This is a genomic window from Halorubrum miltondacostae (assembly GCF_041379815.1).
In the GTDB taxonomy this organism is placed as follows: domain Archaea; phylum Halobacteriota; class Halobacteria; order Halobacteriales; family Haloferacaceae; genus Halorubrum; species Halorubrum miltondacostae.
Genome location: NZ_JBEDNY010000005.1, coordinates 14,769 through 28,581, shown reverse-complemented (window position 1 = coordinate 28,581; position 13,813 = coordinate 14,769). Strand labels below are relative to the sequence as shown.

Genomic DNA, 13,813 nt, shown 5'->3' with positions numbered 1-13,813 from the left:
GCACACAACCGGTATACTACTTTAAAATCGTACAGTAATCGCACGTATGGACCGATCGTCTCCAAGCGACCGTCTCGCGTTCAAACCGGAGGGCGTCGCGATAGCGGTCATCGCGTTCGTCCTGACACGTGGGGCGGTTGCGAGCCTATTGGTGACGGACAGCGGCTTGCTGCTGGAGGCGAGTGCGATACTGGTGTTGATCATCGGGTTCGGGATCGTATTGTACGGGATCAACGTCGCAGTGAGTGCCCGCGATAGCGCGTACACCCGAACCATTCTGATCTGGTTCGTGACCGGCGTTGCGGCAGTCGGACTCGTTCTCGGGCCGCTGATGACCGCATCGTCATCAGGAGGTGCCACCGCGGCAGTGGCGTCCATCGGGATCGTAGGCGGCGGTGCGGGACTGTTGGTCGGCATCCGTGGGGCGGAAGCGGACCGGCGGCAGGCTACCGTAGACCGCCAGATCGAACAGGCGCGGCTCCTCAATCGGATCCTCAGACACGAGGTCCGGAACTCGGTCACGATCCTTCAGGGTCACTCGGAGCTCTTGTTCGAGGCAGGCGGAGAGACCACAGACCGGAGTAAGTCAGCGATCACCGACGCGATCGCTCGAATCGAACGAGCGGTAGACGAAACGCGGTTTCTCACCGTCGGTACCGTTGACGGCGGCAGCGCGCTTGAACCGGTCCAGCTCGACGAGGCGATTCGGAGACACGCGGAGCGCACCGGGCGTACAGAGCCGGAGGCGTCGGTACCATCGGTGACGGTCAGGGCAGACAGATATCTGGATCGGTTACTCGACGAACTCGTCGCACTTCCCGACTGGGCGGACGCCGACGCCGACTCCCTCGCGGTCGAGGTTGAGGACCGCGGCGTGGCGCTATCCGTTACCGCGCCGGGCGCGTGGCTCAGCGCTCGCGAATGTGAGGTACTCGTCGAGGGAATCCCTGAACAGGAGCGTAACGACGTTGATTACGGCGTCCCAGTCTTGCGTCTCCTCACGGCCAGATACGGCGGGAATGTCGACGTCGACGCGACCGACGACGCGACGACCGTCCGGGTGCGCCTCCCACGGTCCCGCCGCACCGGCGCAGGCAGCGACACACCGGGAATCGCTAGCGGAACACTGTGGCAGACACTCGGCATCGGACTCGCTGCTGGGATCGCGATGGGAGCGTTCTTTCAGGCAACAACGGGAACGCTACCGGTGATTGGCGCGCTGTACGGGGCGTCGGTCTCGTCGGTTGGATGGATCGCGCACCTGTTTCACAGCGCCGTGTTCGCGACCGTGTTCACCGTTGTACAGTCGGAAAGTGCCGATCGCTTCGGCGACTCTATCAGCACCACCGTCACCGCAGGCGTTCTGTACGGCCTCTTCTTGTGGTTCGGCATGGCAGGGGTCGTTATGAGCCTCTGGTTGAACGCCGTGGGAGTCTCGACCCCGCTCCCGAACCTTGATCCAGCCTCGCTCATCGGTCATCTCTTATGGGGAGCTCTCGTTGGTGCGCTCTCGGCGACACTCCCGCCGCTGCCGAGCCGGCGAGCGGTTCGGAGCCGGCTGTTAGCCGCTATTGATTGGTGACGCAAGAAGTACACCTCACCGCTCAGACGACTCCCAAGCCGCCGAGGATCAGCCGGACACCGATTACCGTCAACAACCCGAGAACGAGCGCGCGCCTGAGCCGCTCGCTCACGCGCTCGCGGAGACGCTTTCCGACCGTGACACCGGCTACTGCGGGGACCGCAGCGGCAACCGAGGCGAGGGCGAGCCCGATGTCGGGATAAAGACCGAGTGCGCCCGCTGCGACGACTCGGAGGCCGTTGATCCCGACGAAGACGAGCGCGACGACGCCGACGAACAGTCCGTGAGAGAGGTCGAAGCTCCGGACGAACGCGACGAGTTGTACCCCGACGTTCGTCGCGCCGAACAGGACGCCGGAGACGGCCCCGACGACCGCCATAACGAGCGGCGCGTCGGCGACTGCTCGGTCGGTCGTGATAGATGAAGTTGGAAGTGTGATGATGCGTTGGTTCGTCGCGACGAACCCCAGCGAGACGAACCCGAGGAGGATCCGGAGCGGAGGCCCAGGAAGTCTGTCGAGCAGCGCCATCCCCAGAATGGTACCGACAAGGGCGGCGACGAGTAACGGTGCGAATCGAATGCCACAGGTCCGGAGCTCCTCACGGGTGAGATCACCGACAAGCGCGACGTTGACGGCGAACATCGGAATAATCATGAATGCGACGGCTGTCGCGGGGTCGAGCGTCGCGGCGAGTACCATCGTTCCGACGACGGCGAAACCGAATCCCGCGACCCCGTTGACGGCGCCCGCGACGCCAACAACGACGACGATCGTCGCCACCAATTCGACGGAGAGCGCGAGGGTCATACGCTATGGACGGGCCGGTGAGTTAAAAACGAGAGTTGCTTGTGCGGTGTCAAAACACGCACGGGAGGTCGACGATGTTTCAGTAGCCATATCGAGTGCCGTGTCACGAGCGACTGAGTGTGTGATAAATTCGCACGGGCGGCCGAGACTCATATCATTCAGTCGCCGTATTTTACACAAATTCAAAGAGAATACCTGACGCTTTAGGGTCAAGATGAATCCGACAATACTCTACATGAACCACGTCTGGTGGCATTCTTGAGTTTCTAAAATCCGTAGTTTCAAATATTTCTACTTCGTAACAAGAGCAAGGTCAGGTCGGAACGGAGCGATTCCGAACGGCCTTCGGAGGCGGTCTAGCCGCCACTAATGAGATAGTATCCGGAACACCAACACGGTGAACACGAACGCTGAAACGTTTGTCTTGTGCCAGTTGGTTGAGCAAGCACTAAGGTAACTCCGAATCCGTCAAAGCGACGTTGACTCCCTGCTGGCAAAAACAACAGATGGGAATCGGATGGCGTGGAGGATAGGAGTAACGGCGGTTTGGCACCGCCAGTCAGCCGCTGACCACGATGACTGGGTTAAACGGGTTCCCGCTAAGTGGCAGAGTCATGGTTGCGAACCTGAAACTCCCACCGCTCGGGATTCCTGCGTCTTCACGCCCAGGAGGATGTCAAATATGCTTCAAACTGGACAGACTGCGCCGACATTTGAGTTGCCCGGTGCGAGTGGAGGACGGATCGACACACATGGGCTGGCCGAGTACGCCGACAACGGATGGGCGGTCGTACTGGTGTCCTACCCCTTCGACTTCCATCCCGTCTGTACCACGCAGATGTGTACCTTACGCGACAGCGAGACGCTCTCACTGCTAGAGAACACTGTCGTCCTCGGGATTTCGACGGACAGCGTCTACAGCCATCGTGCGTTCGCACAAAAACACCGGATCGATTTTCCACTCCTATCGGACAGTGGCGGCCATGTCGCCGAAGCGTACGGTGTGCGCGCCGAGGAGCTGGACGACCATCGCGGCGTAGCACGCTCGACGATCTTCGTAGTGGACCCCGACAGAACCGTCCAGTTCGCGTGGCAGAGCGAGGAGACCGCCGACGAACCCGATCTCGAAGCCGTCGAGAACGCGGCGCGGTGTCACGGTGACGAATGTGAACTGCCGGATGGGAAGTCATATCTATAGAGTCGCCGGCCGGTAGTCGTTACCGGGGTGTAACCCGGTTACCGGTCCGTTCGCTCGCTTTTATCCGGTAGTCTCACAACTAGGTTACTAGAGGTAACCTGCGTCGGCTCGCCGGCGCGGAGGACACACAGATGGTAAGCATACTCACCGGACTGATCGCTGGACTGATCGCGACCGTCTTCATGACGATGTTCATGATGGCGATGGGAGACGACTCACCGCCGCCGACTGCTGCCCTCTGGGCGAAGTACGTCGGTAATAAGGGACCTGACGCGTACATGAAACAAGGAATGCTGCTCCACATGCTATACGGGGTCGGCGCTGGGGTCGCCTTCACAGTTGGGGCGACCGCACTTGCGCTTGATGTCGGCGCAGGCGTCCTCGTCGGCAGTGTGCTTTGGGGACTCGCCTTCGGACTCGTGCTGATGATCGGGGGCATGATGTTCTGGATGCGAGTCGTCCTCGCGATGGAGCCCGACCCGAAGACGATGGGCACGTTCGGCTTCTTCCACATCGTTTACGGCGTCGTGCTGGGAGCAGGAATCGCGCTACTCCCGGTGTAACACGTGGGGACGAACACCAATACGGACGGTCGCCGCCCGGGGTGCCTGCGTGACGACCGTCCTGTGCGTAGTTGTACTGCGGCGGCCGGGTCGGCGGTTGGTCGCGGAGTAGAGGCGACGGTTCGACGCATTGCGTTTTGGACATCGATTGCGTTCCCGGCAGTCTACGTCGTTAGCGCGGTCGAGCCCGTCGCAACGGAGCTGCCGGTCGGTTGGCTCCCGCTCGGCATCGCCACCCACCTGCTACTACTGTGGGTCGGACACGGCGCTCATCACCCGGAGTGAGCGATGGTCGGTGTGTTTGTGCCGGCGATTTGGATCGACCCGTTGCCGTTGCTCTCGGCGGTTCCGGTCGATCAGATCCTGGAACATTGGTGGGTGTTTCCCGCGTCCGTGCTGTTCTCGATGGTGGCTATCGCCGCCGGTGTCTCGGGTGCGCTCTTCTTCAGCCCATTCTTCCTGTTAGCCGTCGGGCTGGGGCCGGCACAGGCGGTCGGTGCGGGCCTGATGACCGAGGTGTTCGGCATGGGGAACGGGCTTCGGTCGTACGTCAAACAGGGTGTCGTCGACTACGCGACGGCTAAGTGGCTGTTGGTCGGTGCGCTTCCGGCGATCGTGATCGGCTCCTTCGCAGCGCATTACGTCCCCGACACGCTGTTGCGCGGTGGGTTCGGCGTCGGGTTATTCGTGCTCGGTGGGTTCTTGCTGTATTCCGACTCTCCGGAAGAGACCGAACCCGGTGAACGCGAAGGAGAGTTCCTCGAAAAAAAGAACGCAGAGTGTGGCACCACCGTCGTCGAAGCTGCCGACGGCGATCGCTTCGTTTACCCGACCTGCTGGCGCCCACCAGGCGTCACGCTTGCGGCGCTCGGCGGCGCAATAACAGGGTTGATCAGCGCCGGACTTCCGGAGATCGTGACGACCCAGCTCGTGGCGCGGTGTCGGATGCCGCCGCGGGTCGCCGTCGCCACGTCTGTCTTCGTGCTCGCAATCGCCGCAGTCGCCGGAGCTGCTGTCCACGTGCTGGCCGCGACACCCGTCTGGTACGTGGTCGTCTGGTCAATCCCAGGTGTCATCGTTGGCGGGACGATTGGCGCACGTGTTGGCAAACACGTTCCGAGCGGACTCATGGAACGTGGGCTGGGTGTCGTCTTCGGGATTGTCGGGGGTATCGTCCTCGTGACGACGTTCAGCCTCTGAAACCACTGAAATGTCGGCCACTCCACCTGACTTATTGACTACCTCACTCGTCGGGTGCCATCCCCTTCTCAGCGAGTTCCGCGACTGCGGCCGACGATTTTTCAAGATCAGTTAGTCCCATCCCGTGGCGCACGTGGTCGGCCTTCGTAAACTGGATGTCCTCGTACGCGACGATTTGGATCCGGTTCCCCCATGGATCGTGGAAGTCGAGGCCGTTCGTGGGGAGGGTCTCGACCCCATGCGCGTCTAGGCCGCGTTCGACGGCGTCCCGGTCGTCGACCACGAGTCCAATGTGGCGGTGGTCGTCAGCTGCTGTCTCAGCGTCGCTCGTCTCGTCAGCCGTCTCGATGAGTGCGAGGAACTGGTCGCCCATATCGAGGAAGGCGGCTGTGTCGGTGCGACCGCGGACATGGAACTCGAATAGTGATTCGTGAACTGCCTCGGGGTCAAGCCCCGAGGCTTCCCGTGGGTTAGTCTGACACTCCCACCCGACCATCAGCCTGATAGCCTCGGGCGGTCGGGTGGGTCACGGTCGGGGCGTCCACAGCCCCCGATGCTTGCCGTCGCACCTTCCGAACTTGGGGAAGGCTGTTGAGAGCAGGCACATTCCAATCGAGTTTCTTCACGCCTTTCACGGCGATGTTAACGCTTGCACCACGGTCGCTGTGGTCTTGATGCCCACAGCCTTTACACTTGAACCGCTTCTTATGACGGTTCGCACGTTCCGTATGTCCGCACATCGGACACCGCTGGCTCGTGTACGCAGGGTCAATCCACGAGGTCGGAATCCCCTCGAACGACGCCTTGTACGACGTATAGAACTGGAGGGCGCGGAAGGGAAGGTGGTGCAAGCGTCGGTTCATTCGCGTACCGTAGTCGATACTGTCGCGCATCTCTTTGAGGTCTTCAAAGACGATGCACGGCTTCTCGAACTGTTGGCTCCACTCCACGATGTGACGGCTCACCTTGTGGAGCCGATCGCCGACAAACCGTTCTTCGCGCCCTTCCAGTGTGTCGTGGATACTCTTTTTCCCCGCGTTCTGGACGCGCTTTCGCATCGTGAAGTAGCGGTGGCGCTCAAACTTGATCTCGGGGAAGTCAATGACCAAGGTATCCTCGACACCACCCTCGGAGAGTGCGGTGAGCGCCACGTTGTCCTCGTTCACGTCAACGCCGATGACCGTCCGTGAGTTGTGCTTGTCCCGAACGGTCTGCTCGGTATTAGTGACGTTCACGTGTAACTTGGCGTTCTCGTCGTGGAACAGGGCTTCCGCCGTCCCAATCTTCCACTCGTCACTTTCGAGTGCGCTCTTGAGAATATCGAAGTGAGCGTCACTCCCTTCGAGGACGCCTTTGACGTGGTTGTACGGTTTCGCGCTAATGCGGAACGCAACGTCGCCGTCATCGGTGAGCGACAGGTTGTACCCCTCCTCGTAGTTCGCACGAAGCGGGTACGTTCCGTCCTTGGCGTGGCTCGGGAGTCCGAAGTCGTCGTACTCGTAGTAGTTTTCCATCGATCCGAGAGCCTTGGCGACAACGCGCTGAGTCGTGTTCTTCACGAGATCGGCGTCATCGGCTACACGGTCGGGAATAGCGCCCCAGTCCACGCCTTCTTTGGCGAGACGGATGGTTTCGTTGTACACTTGTCGGGCTTCGAGCGTGGCGTCATACAACAGGCTCTTGTTGTCACTCTGGATGTCGAGTTGGAAGTCCAGCGTCTTGATGAGAGCCTGTGAGTTGGTCATTCTTCGCCTTGTTCGGTTGGTTCTGAGGTTCGGACGACTTTGACGTCGGCCCCACGCCAGCGTTTAGGAACGGTGACGTGAGCACTGTTCCCGAACGGTTTGACCTCGCCGTCAAGAACCTCTTCGCCGTCGATTTTGAAGCGATTCACCACACCTACGTATATCCTTTAGATATACATAACTGTGTTGGTGGAGTGCGTTCGATATGGGTGAGAAGCGGTCGAATCACACGGTGTACAACGTCAACTACCACTTCGTATGGTGTCCGAAGTACCGCCACTCGATTCTCGAACCCATCGAAGATTCGCTGGAAGCGAGTTTTCGCAACGTGTGCGACGAGTACAATTACGAGATGCTGTCGCTCCACATCTCACCTGACCACGTACACCTGTTCTTGTCAGCCCATCCGAAACACGCCCCGAGCGAGATTGTGCGAACTGTCAAGAGCATCACGGCGCGGGAGATGTGAGAACAGCACGAGTCGTTCTTGGAGGAGTATCTGTGGGGTGGTGGATTCTGGGAACAGTCGTACTACATCGGAACGGCAGGAACAGTCTCAACAGAAACGATTGAGCGATACATCGAGCGGACAGAACACGTCTAAGTGTCGGCTTCACCCTCGGGGTCAAGCTCCGAGGCACTCGCCTTGTTTTCTCTGTAGAATTCGATCGCCGCTTCGGCGTCGTCAACCGGTAACGCGACGTGGTTGATGCCGACGAGACGGGCAGCTTCGTTTTCGGACATGCCAACGAGTTGTGTCCGATACGTATCACCCCATCGCCGAGGGTTGAGCACTGATAACTCCCGGAAGTCTCCCGGCCCATCCGATACTCGTCGGTCGTGTGTCGCGCGCACCATGGCGGACTGGTCTTGATGACCGTGGGCCGCAACAACCCGCCTATGCAGGAATTCGATTTCCTCGTGATCGGGTCTGGATCGGGGCTGGATGTGGCGAACGCGATGGCCGGTCGCGGGAACTCGGTCGCCGTCGTCGAGGAGGGACGGCTCGGCGGAACCTGTCTCAACCGCGGCTGTATTCCATCGAAACAGCTCCTCTACCACGCAGACGTACTGGAGACGATCGAAACCGCCGACGCGTTCGAGATCGACGCTGAGGTGACCGATGTCGACTTTGCGGAGATCGTCCGAAAGGTGAATGATGATGTCGCCGGAAGTTCAGAGTCGATCCGCCGTGGATTAGAATCCTCGAACAGCCACGATCTGTTCTCGGGAACCGGACGGTTCGTCGATGACCACACGGTCGAGGTAGTCGACGGCGACGACGAGGGCGCGACGCTCCGGGCGGACACGGTTCTCGTCGCCACCGGTACCCACCCCTCGATACCCCCGATTGACGGAATCGACGGTGTCGACTATCTTACGAGCACTGAGGCGCTCCAGTTGGAGACGGCGCCGGACCGCCTCGTGATCGTCGGGGGCGGGTACATCGCGGCCGAACTCGGGCACTTCTTCGGGACGTTCGGCACCGACGTGACAATCGTCGGCCGGCGCGAGCACCTCCTCCCGGAGGCCGACGCCGAGGTCGGCGAGGCGTTCACCGATCGCTACGCCGACCGGTTCGACGTGTACACGGGCTACGAGGCCGTCGAAGCCGACGCGGCCGAGGGCGAGGTGACGATCGAGGCGCGCCCGTACCCTGAGGCTGACTCAGTTCGCGCCGGTGGTGAGACTGTCGGCGAGCCCGACGATGCGGAGAACGTGACTGTTACCGGCGACGAACTGCTCGTCGCAGCGGGCCGCCGCCCGAACACCGACTCGCTGAACCTCGACGCGACCGGCGTTGAGACCGACGCGGACGGCTTCGTCGAGACGGACGAGTACCTCCAGACCGACGCGGAGGGCGTGTGGGCACTCGGCGATGTGGTCGGTGAGTACCTACTCAAACACAGCGCGAATCACGAGGCAAGAGCGGTCGTTCGGAACCTGCTTGGCGACGAGCCGGAGCCGGTCGACTACTCAGCGATGCCGTTCGCGGTGTTCGCATCGCCCGAGGTGGCCGGCGTTGGCGCCCGGGAGCAGGACCTCCGCGAGGCCGACATCGAGTACGCAACGAACACGTACGCGTACGACGAGACGGCACGCGGCAGCGCGATGGGGGCGGACGGGTTCGTGAAAGTGCTTATCGACTTGGACGGGAACATCCAGGGTTGTCATATCATCGGTCCCGAAGCATCGAATCTGATCGAGGAGGTCGTTGTCGCCATGACCGCCGGCTCTGGGACAGTCGCGGACATCCGCGACGCCGTCCATATCCACCCTGCGCTCTCTGAGGTCGTCGATCGTGCCTTCTCGGGACAGTTCTCTCGTGGTGGAGATCACGACCACGGGCACCGCCACAGCTAATTGCCGAAGCGATGTTGCGGTCGAACACGACGACTTCTCGGTCGGCCGAGCGGTTTTGTCGCTCCTCACCGAACTATCCGTATGAACGAGCGCGGTCACCTCTCTCGGCGTCGTCTGTTGGCCGGCATCGCGAGCGGCGGCGGGATGGCTGCGCTGGCCGGCTGTGCCGAGAGCGACACCGGTCCCGAGGCCGACGCGGAGTCCGGAAGCGACGACGACGCTGGCACCGAGAGCGACAAAACCGGAGCCGGATCGGAACCGCCTGCTGCCGCCGATCTCGACCTCCGAGAGGCGAACGTCGTCGACGTCGAATTCGAGCCGACGGACGACGGCTACGCGTTCGATGTGACGCTCCACCACGACGACAACGGCGAGGTGGGCTACGCGAACTGGTGGCAAGTCGAGCGACTCGACGGGACGCGTCTCGGTCGGCGTGAGCTACTACACGCACACTCCGAGCAGCCGTTCACGCGGTCTATAACGGTGACAGTTCCTGACGATGACACCAGTCGCGTCGTCATCCGGGGTCACGACCAGACGCACGGATACGGTGGTGTGGCGGCCATCGTAACTCTCGGCGATGGGTCGATACGGTTCGTCGACCAGGGGACCGACCCCCGGCCGTTCGACGCCGAGGCTCCTTCGTAACGCATCCCGACGCCTATAATATAATAAACCGTGTCGAGAAGACGCTCCAAACACACACCCGCGGACGGGTTTTGTACAACTGTGTTTTATAACGGAGCACGATGGCAAAAGCAGCAATCGTGATTCTCGCCGGCAACGAATCGCACGCTGATTACGGTCGGCTCGCGAACGGGCTGGAAGCAGCCAAGGAGTTCGCTGAGACCGAGGGTGACGAGCTAGAACTGATCTTCGATGGTGCCGGGACCCAATGGATTCCGGAGCTCGAAGACGAGGAGAGCGACTACCACGAACTCTACCAAGCGGTCCGCGATGACGCGGCGGTTTGCGACTTCTGTTCCGGTGCGTTCGGCGTCGAAGACGCCGTCGCCGACTCCGGGCTCGTCACGCTTGACGAATACGACGGGCATCCGAGCATCCGTTCGCTCGTCGACGATGACTACGAGATTATCACGTTCTGAGCCGCAGACGAGGCCACACCGCCTCGAAGACGACCACCGTTTTTTGATATCCGTTTCGAACAGCGACGCATGAACAGCTCAACGTTCGTCGATCAGGACGGCCGCCCGGTCACGGCGGTCACGGCCGAGGAGATGCGAGCGATCGACCGCGTCGCCGTGGAAAAGATTGGTCTCGATCTCCCTCGGATGATGGAACACGCCGGACGTGGCCTCGCTGACGCCGTCCTCCGGGATGGGCTGACCGGTCAGAGCGACCTTCCCGTCACGGTGCTCGCCGGGAACGGCGGAAACGGCGGCGGTGGACTGGCGTGTGCTCGGCACTTGGCGAATCGGAGCTTACCCGTCGAAGTCGTCCTTGACCGGGCCCGGACCGAAGTCGACGGTGTCACGGCGGAACAACTCCGGATATTGGAAGCGATGGAAGTTCCGATTAAATCGGTCGACAGCGGCGCAGACCTCGACATCGATACCGCGCTTGAGGGCGTCGTCGTCGACGCACTGATCGGCTACGGGCTGACGGGGGCGCCCCGCGGCGCCGCCGCGGAACTGATCGAGGCCGCGAACGACAAGCCCGGAACGGTAGTGTCACTGGATGTCCCATCGGGTGTGAACGCGACGACCGGGGAGGCATCGGGCGCCGCGATCGCCCCCGACCTCACGGCGACGCTGGCGCTTCCGAAGACCGGACTGGCCGCGGTCGGCGGCGACCTGCTCCTCTTCGACCTCTCGATCCCGCCAGCGGTGTACGACCGCCTCGACATCGACGGCGGCCGGCCGTTCGGGGACAAGTTTGAGATCCCAGTATCGAGGGCCTGAGCGGCGAGAACGGTCCTGCGGACGCCACGGCACTGACCCGGTCTCATTCTCCGCCCATTTCGTGTGCTAACCGGTGCGGCATCAGCGCCAGCGTCCGGACGATCGCCGCGAGGGCGATGAATATCCCCACGAGAACGTGCGCGACGCCGCCAAGCTTCAGCCAGAGCAGCACGGACGGAAACGAGTGAATCGTCGCCAGCTGGCTATTCAGCGCCGCCTCCCCGGCTCGGTCAGCTCCGCCGCCGGCGAGGCTCCACCCCGTGTGAGTCGCGAAGAACTCCTCTAAGAGCGGGTGGAACGCACTTATTTCCAGGAACAGCGCGAATCCGACGAGCAGATAGCCGACGACGGCGAACGCGGCGCCGATCTTGAGCATGCGCTTGATCCCCGTCATCGTCGATTCCATCTCGGCCGTCGTGAGCGGCTCTGACGCGACCGCTTTGGTATCAGTTGACACGCTGTTCCCGACGCGCCCCTCTATTTAATCGTTGTTTGATGGACAGGTCACCGGGTAACGTCCACGTGACGTGTTTACGTCTCGTTGGCACTCGGCCTCGATCGGGGTTACCTCCGGCTCACCGGAGCGTTATACACTTCTGAGGGATGTGTACGAGTATCGATGACGACAGCGATCGGCGGGAGCGGAGCGAGGGGCGTCAGCGCGGAGACAGATCCGACAACGGAGTCGGTTGACCGACCGAACGGGCGATCAAATCGATGAGCGCTCCCGACCAGCGGGACGGCGAGCGGATCGCGACGTGGAGCGATCTCGGAGACCGCGAACCGACTCATGCTCGCGCCGCCGGCGTCGATCTCGTCGTGGTCAAGTACGACGATGCGGTATCGGTGCTGTACGGCCGGTGTCTCCACCGCGGTGTGCTCCTCGGTGACGGCCACGTGGAAGGCGAAGATCTCATCTGTGGCGTTCACGGCTGGGATTACCGATACGACACCGGGGTCAGCGAGTACGACAACTCCGAGCGATTGGAGAAGTTCCCGGCGTGGGTCGAAGCCGACGACGACGGCGAGGAGGCGGTGTTTGTCGACGCCACCGCGGTCGCCGAGTGGGCCGAGGAACACCCAGAACCGTACGAACTGCCGGACGGCACTAAGGAGGCAGACGACGTCGACGCCGCGGTGAATCCCGAGTTCTACGGCGAACCGGAAGCCGAGACGGAGCCACAGACCCATTACATCCAGAAGCTCGCACGCGAAGGGCCCGAGGGCATCGGCGAACACGGGAGCGTCTCCGCGATGGGTGTCCCGCGGACGGAACTGCCGAGCTGGGACGACCTACAGATTCTCACCGCGCAACTCGACCGCACTCCCCGCGACGACGAGGCCCCGGTAGACACCGAACTCATGATCGGACCGAACGCCGAGAACCCGCTTCGGCTGGAAATCCCGGTGTTCGTGAGCGACATGAGCTTCGGCGCGTTGAGCGAGGAGGCGAAGGTCGCGATATCGAAGGGGGCCGACGCCGCGGGGACCGGCGTCTGCTCTGGCGAGGGCGGGATGCTTCCAGAGGAACAGGCTGTCAACTCCCGGTACTTCTACGAGTACGCGACCGGGAAGTTCGGCTGGGACATCGAGAAGGTCGCGGACGTCCAGGCGTTCCATTTCAAGGCCGGGCAGGGCGCGAAGACCGGCACCGGGGGACACCTCCCGGGCGAGAAGGTCCAAGGAAAGATCGCAGAGGTCCGCGGCCTCGAACCGGGGACCGACGCCGTCAGTCCCGCTCGGTTCGACAATCTAGAGTCGGCTGACGACTTCGCGGCGATGGCCGATCGCGTCCGCGAAGCGGGGGGCGGCATCCCGGTCGGGTTCAAACTCTCCGCCCAGCACGTCGAGGACGACATCGACTTTGCGCTGGACGCGGGGGCCGACTACCTGATCTTAGACGGCCGCGGCGGCGGCACGGGCGCCGCCCCGGACGTGTTCAAAAACAACATTTCCGTGCCGACGATCGCGGCGATCCCGCGGGCACGTCGGCATCTCGATGCGCGAGGGGCCGACGACGTGACGCTGATCGCCACCGGTGGCCTCCGCACCGAATCGGACTTCATCAAAGCATTGGCGCTCGGCGCAGACGGCGTCGCCGTCGCAAACGCCGCGATGCAGGCGATCGGCTGTCTCGGAATGCGCGCCTGTGACTCGAACAACTGCCCGGTCGGGATCGCGACCCAGAAAGAGGGGCTGCGAAGCCGACTCGTGGTCGACTCGGCCGCCGAAGGACTCGCGAACTACTTCGCCGCGACGGTGAAGCTGATGAAGGTGATGGCTCGGGCGTGCGGCCACGAGGCGCTGACCGACTTCGAACGGCGCGACCTGACGACGTGGAAGCGAGACATCGCGGACCTCACCGGCGTCGAGTACGGCGGTGTCGGCGAGGAAGGGCGTCACCGGTGAGCGACCGGTCCGCCTAAGCCAC

General features: G+C 62.3%; 15 protein-coding genes and 1 pseudogene. 10 read left to right on the top strand and 6 right to left on the bottom strand.

Annotated elements, in window-relative coordinates:
- Window positions 1–46 precede the first annotated feature (46 nt).
- The gene (locus ABNG04_RS13595) at window positions 47–1,582 is read left to right on the top strand and encodes a histidine kinase (protein WP_371162944.1); all 1,536 of its coding nucleotides are present in this window, start codon (window positions 47–49) and stop codon (window positions 1,580–1,582) included.
- Window positions 1,583–1,604: 22 nt separating this feature from the next.
- Here the strand turns inward: ABNG04_RS13595 and ABNG04_RS13590 are convergent, their stop codons facing one another.
- Window positions 1,605–2,390 carry a TSUP family transporter gene (locus ABNG04_RS13590; protein ID WP_371162943.1) on the bottom strand — a complete coding sequence of 262 codons (786 nt, stop codon included), beginning with the start codon at window positions 2,388–2,390 and terminating at the stop codon, window positions 1,605–1,607.
- 682 nt (window positions 2,391–3,072) lie between these two features.
- Here ABNG04_RS13590 and ABNG04_RS13585 point away from each other — a divergent pair.
- The 3 genes from ABNG04_RS13585 to ABNG04_RS13575 all read left to right on the top strand — a co-directional run bounded on the left by ABNG04_RS13585 (window position 3,073) and on the right by ABNG04_RS13575 (window position 5,351).
- A complete protein-coding gene (locus ABNG04_RS13585) occupies window positions 3,073–3,588 on the top strand; it encodes a redoxin domain-containing protein (RefSeq protein WP_371162942.1) in 516 nt (171 codons plus the stop codon).
- Between the two features lie 131 nt (window positions 3,589–3,719).
- A complete protein-coding gene (locus tag ABNG04_RS13580; RefSeq protein WP_371162941.1) occupies window positions 3,720–4,151 on the top strand; it encodes a hypothetical protein in 432 nt (143 codons plus the stop codon).
- A 288-nt stretch (window positions 4,152–4,439) separates the two neighbouring features.
- Entirely contained in the window at window positions 4,440–5,351 is a 912-nt protein-coding gene (locus tag ABNG04_RS13575) for a sulfite exporter TauE/SafE family protein (RefSeq protein WP_371162940.1), read from the top strand.
- A gap of 43 nt (window positions 5,352–5,394) precedes the next feature.
- On the opposite strand, the gene ABNG04_RS13570 is transcribed toward ABNG04_RS13575, so the two are convergent.
- From ABNG04_RS13570 to ABNG04_RS13560, 3 genes are read right to left on the bottom strand one after another with little or no spacing between them, the layout of a single operon-like run.
- Window positions 5,395–5,847 (bottom strand): VOC family protein, encoded by a 453-nt coding sequence (locus tag ABNG04_RS13570; RefSeq protein WP_371162939.1) that lies wholly within the window; start codon window positions 5,845–5,847, stop codon window positions 5,395–5,397.
- Window positions 5,822–7,096 carry an RNA-guided endonuclease InsQ/TnpB family protein gene (locus tag ABNG04_RS13565; RefSeq protein ID WP_371162938.1) on the bottom strand — a complete coding sequence of 425 codons (1,275 nt, stop codon included), beginning with the start codon at window positions 7,094–7,096 and terminating at the stop codon, window positions 5,822–5,824. Before ABNG04_RS13565 ends, ABNG04_RS13570 begins: the two co-directional genes overlap by 26 nt.
- Window positions 7,093–7,248: a DUF2080 family transposase-associated protein gene (locus ABNG04_RS13560; RefSeq protein ID WP_371162937.1), complete on the bottom strand. Its 156-nt coding sequence runs from the start codon at window positions 7,246–7,248 to the stop codon at window positions 7,093–7,095. Before ABNG04_RS13560 ends, ABNG04_RS13565 begins: the two co-directional genes overlap by 4 nt.
- Before the next feature lie 53 nt (window positions 7,249–7,301).
- Here ABNG04_RS13560 and tnpA point away from each other — a divergent pair.
- Window positions 7,302–7,700, top strand: a pseudogene (gene tnpA / locus ABNG04_RS13555) (IS200/IS605 family transposase).
- On the opposite strand, the gene ABNG04_RS13550 reads toward tnpA, so the two are convergent.
- On the bottom strand, window positions 7,697–7,840 hold the full coding sequence (locus tag ABNG04_RS13550; RefSeq protein WP_371162936.1) for a VOC family protein: 144 nt from the start codon (window positions 7,838–7,840) through the stop codon (window positions 7,697–7,699). The pseudogene tnpA and the gene ABNG04_RS13550 overlap by 4 nt on opposite strands.
- Before the next feature lie 156 nt (window positions 7,841–7,996).
- On the opposite strand from ABNG04_RS13550, the gene ABNG04_RS13545 reads away from it, so the two are divergent.
- The 4 genes from ABNG04_RS13545 (at window position 7,997) to ABNG04_RS13530 (ending at window position 11,382) form a co-directional block, all read left to right on the top strand.
- Window positions 7,997–9,460: a dihydrolipoyl dehydrogenase gene (locus ABNG04_RS13545; protein ID WP_371162935.1), complete on the top strand. Its 1,464-nt coding sequence runs from the start codon at window positions 7,997–7,999 to the stop codon at window positions 9,458–9,460.
- 81 nt (window positions 9,461–9,541) lie between these two features.
- Window positions 9,542–10,108 (top strand): hypothetical protein, encoded by a 567-nt coding sequence (locus tag ABNG04_RS13540; protein ID WP_371162934.1) that lies wholly within the window; start codon window positions 9,542–9,544, stop codon window positions 10,106–10,108.
- Between the two features lie 101 nt (window positions 10,109–10,209).
- Window positions 10,210–10,566: a hypothetical protein gene (locus ABNG04_RS13535; RefSeq protein ID WP_371162933.1), complete on the top strand. Its 357-nt coding sequence runs from the start codon at window positions 10,210–10,212 to the stop codon at window positions 10,564–10,566.
- Window positions 10,567–10,635: 69 nt separating this feature from the next.
- Window positions 10,636–11,382 (top strand): NAD(P)H-hydrate epimerase, encoded by a 747-nt coding sequence (locus tag ABNG04_RS13530; RefSeq protein WP_371162932.1) that lies wholly within the window; start codon window positions 10,636–10,638, stop codon window positions 11,380–11,382.
- Window positions 11,383–11,425: 43 nt separating this feature from the next.
- Here ABNG04_RS13530 and ABNG04_RS13525 read toward each other — a convergent pair whose 3' ends face one another.
- A complete protein-coding gene (locus ABNG04_RS13525) occupies window positions 11,426–11,839 on the bottom strand; it encodes a hypothetical protein (protein ID WP_371162931.1) in 414 nt (137 codons plus the stop codon).
- 260 nt (window positions 11,840–12,099) lie between these two features.
- Here ABNG04_RS13525 and ABNG04_RS13520 point away from each other — a divergent pair, with 260 nt between their 5' ends.
- Window positions 12,100–13,791, top strand: a complete 1,692-nt coding sequence (locus ABNG04_RS13520) for a glutamate synthase-related protein (protein ID WP_371162930.1) — start codon at window positions 12,100–12,102, stop codon at window positions 13,789–13,791.
- The last annotated feature ends 22 nt before the right edge of the window (window positions 13,792–13,813 follow it).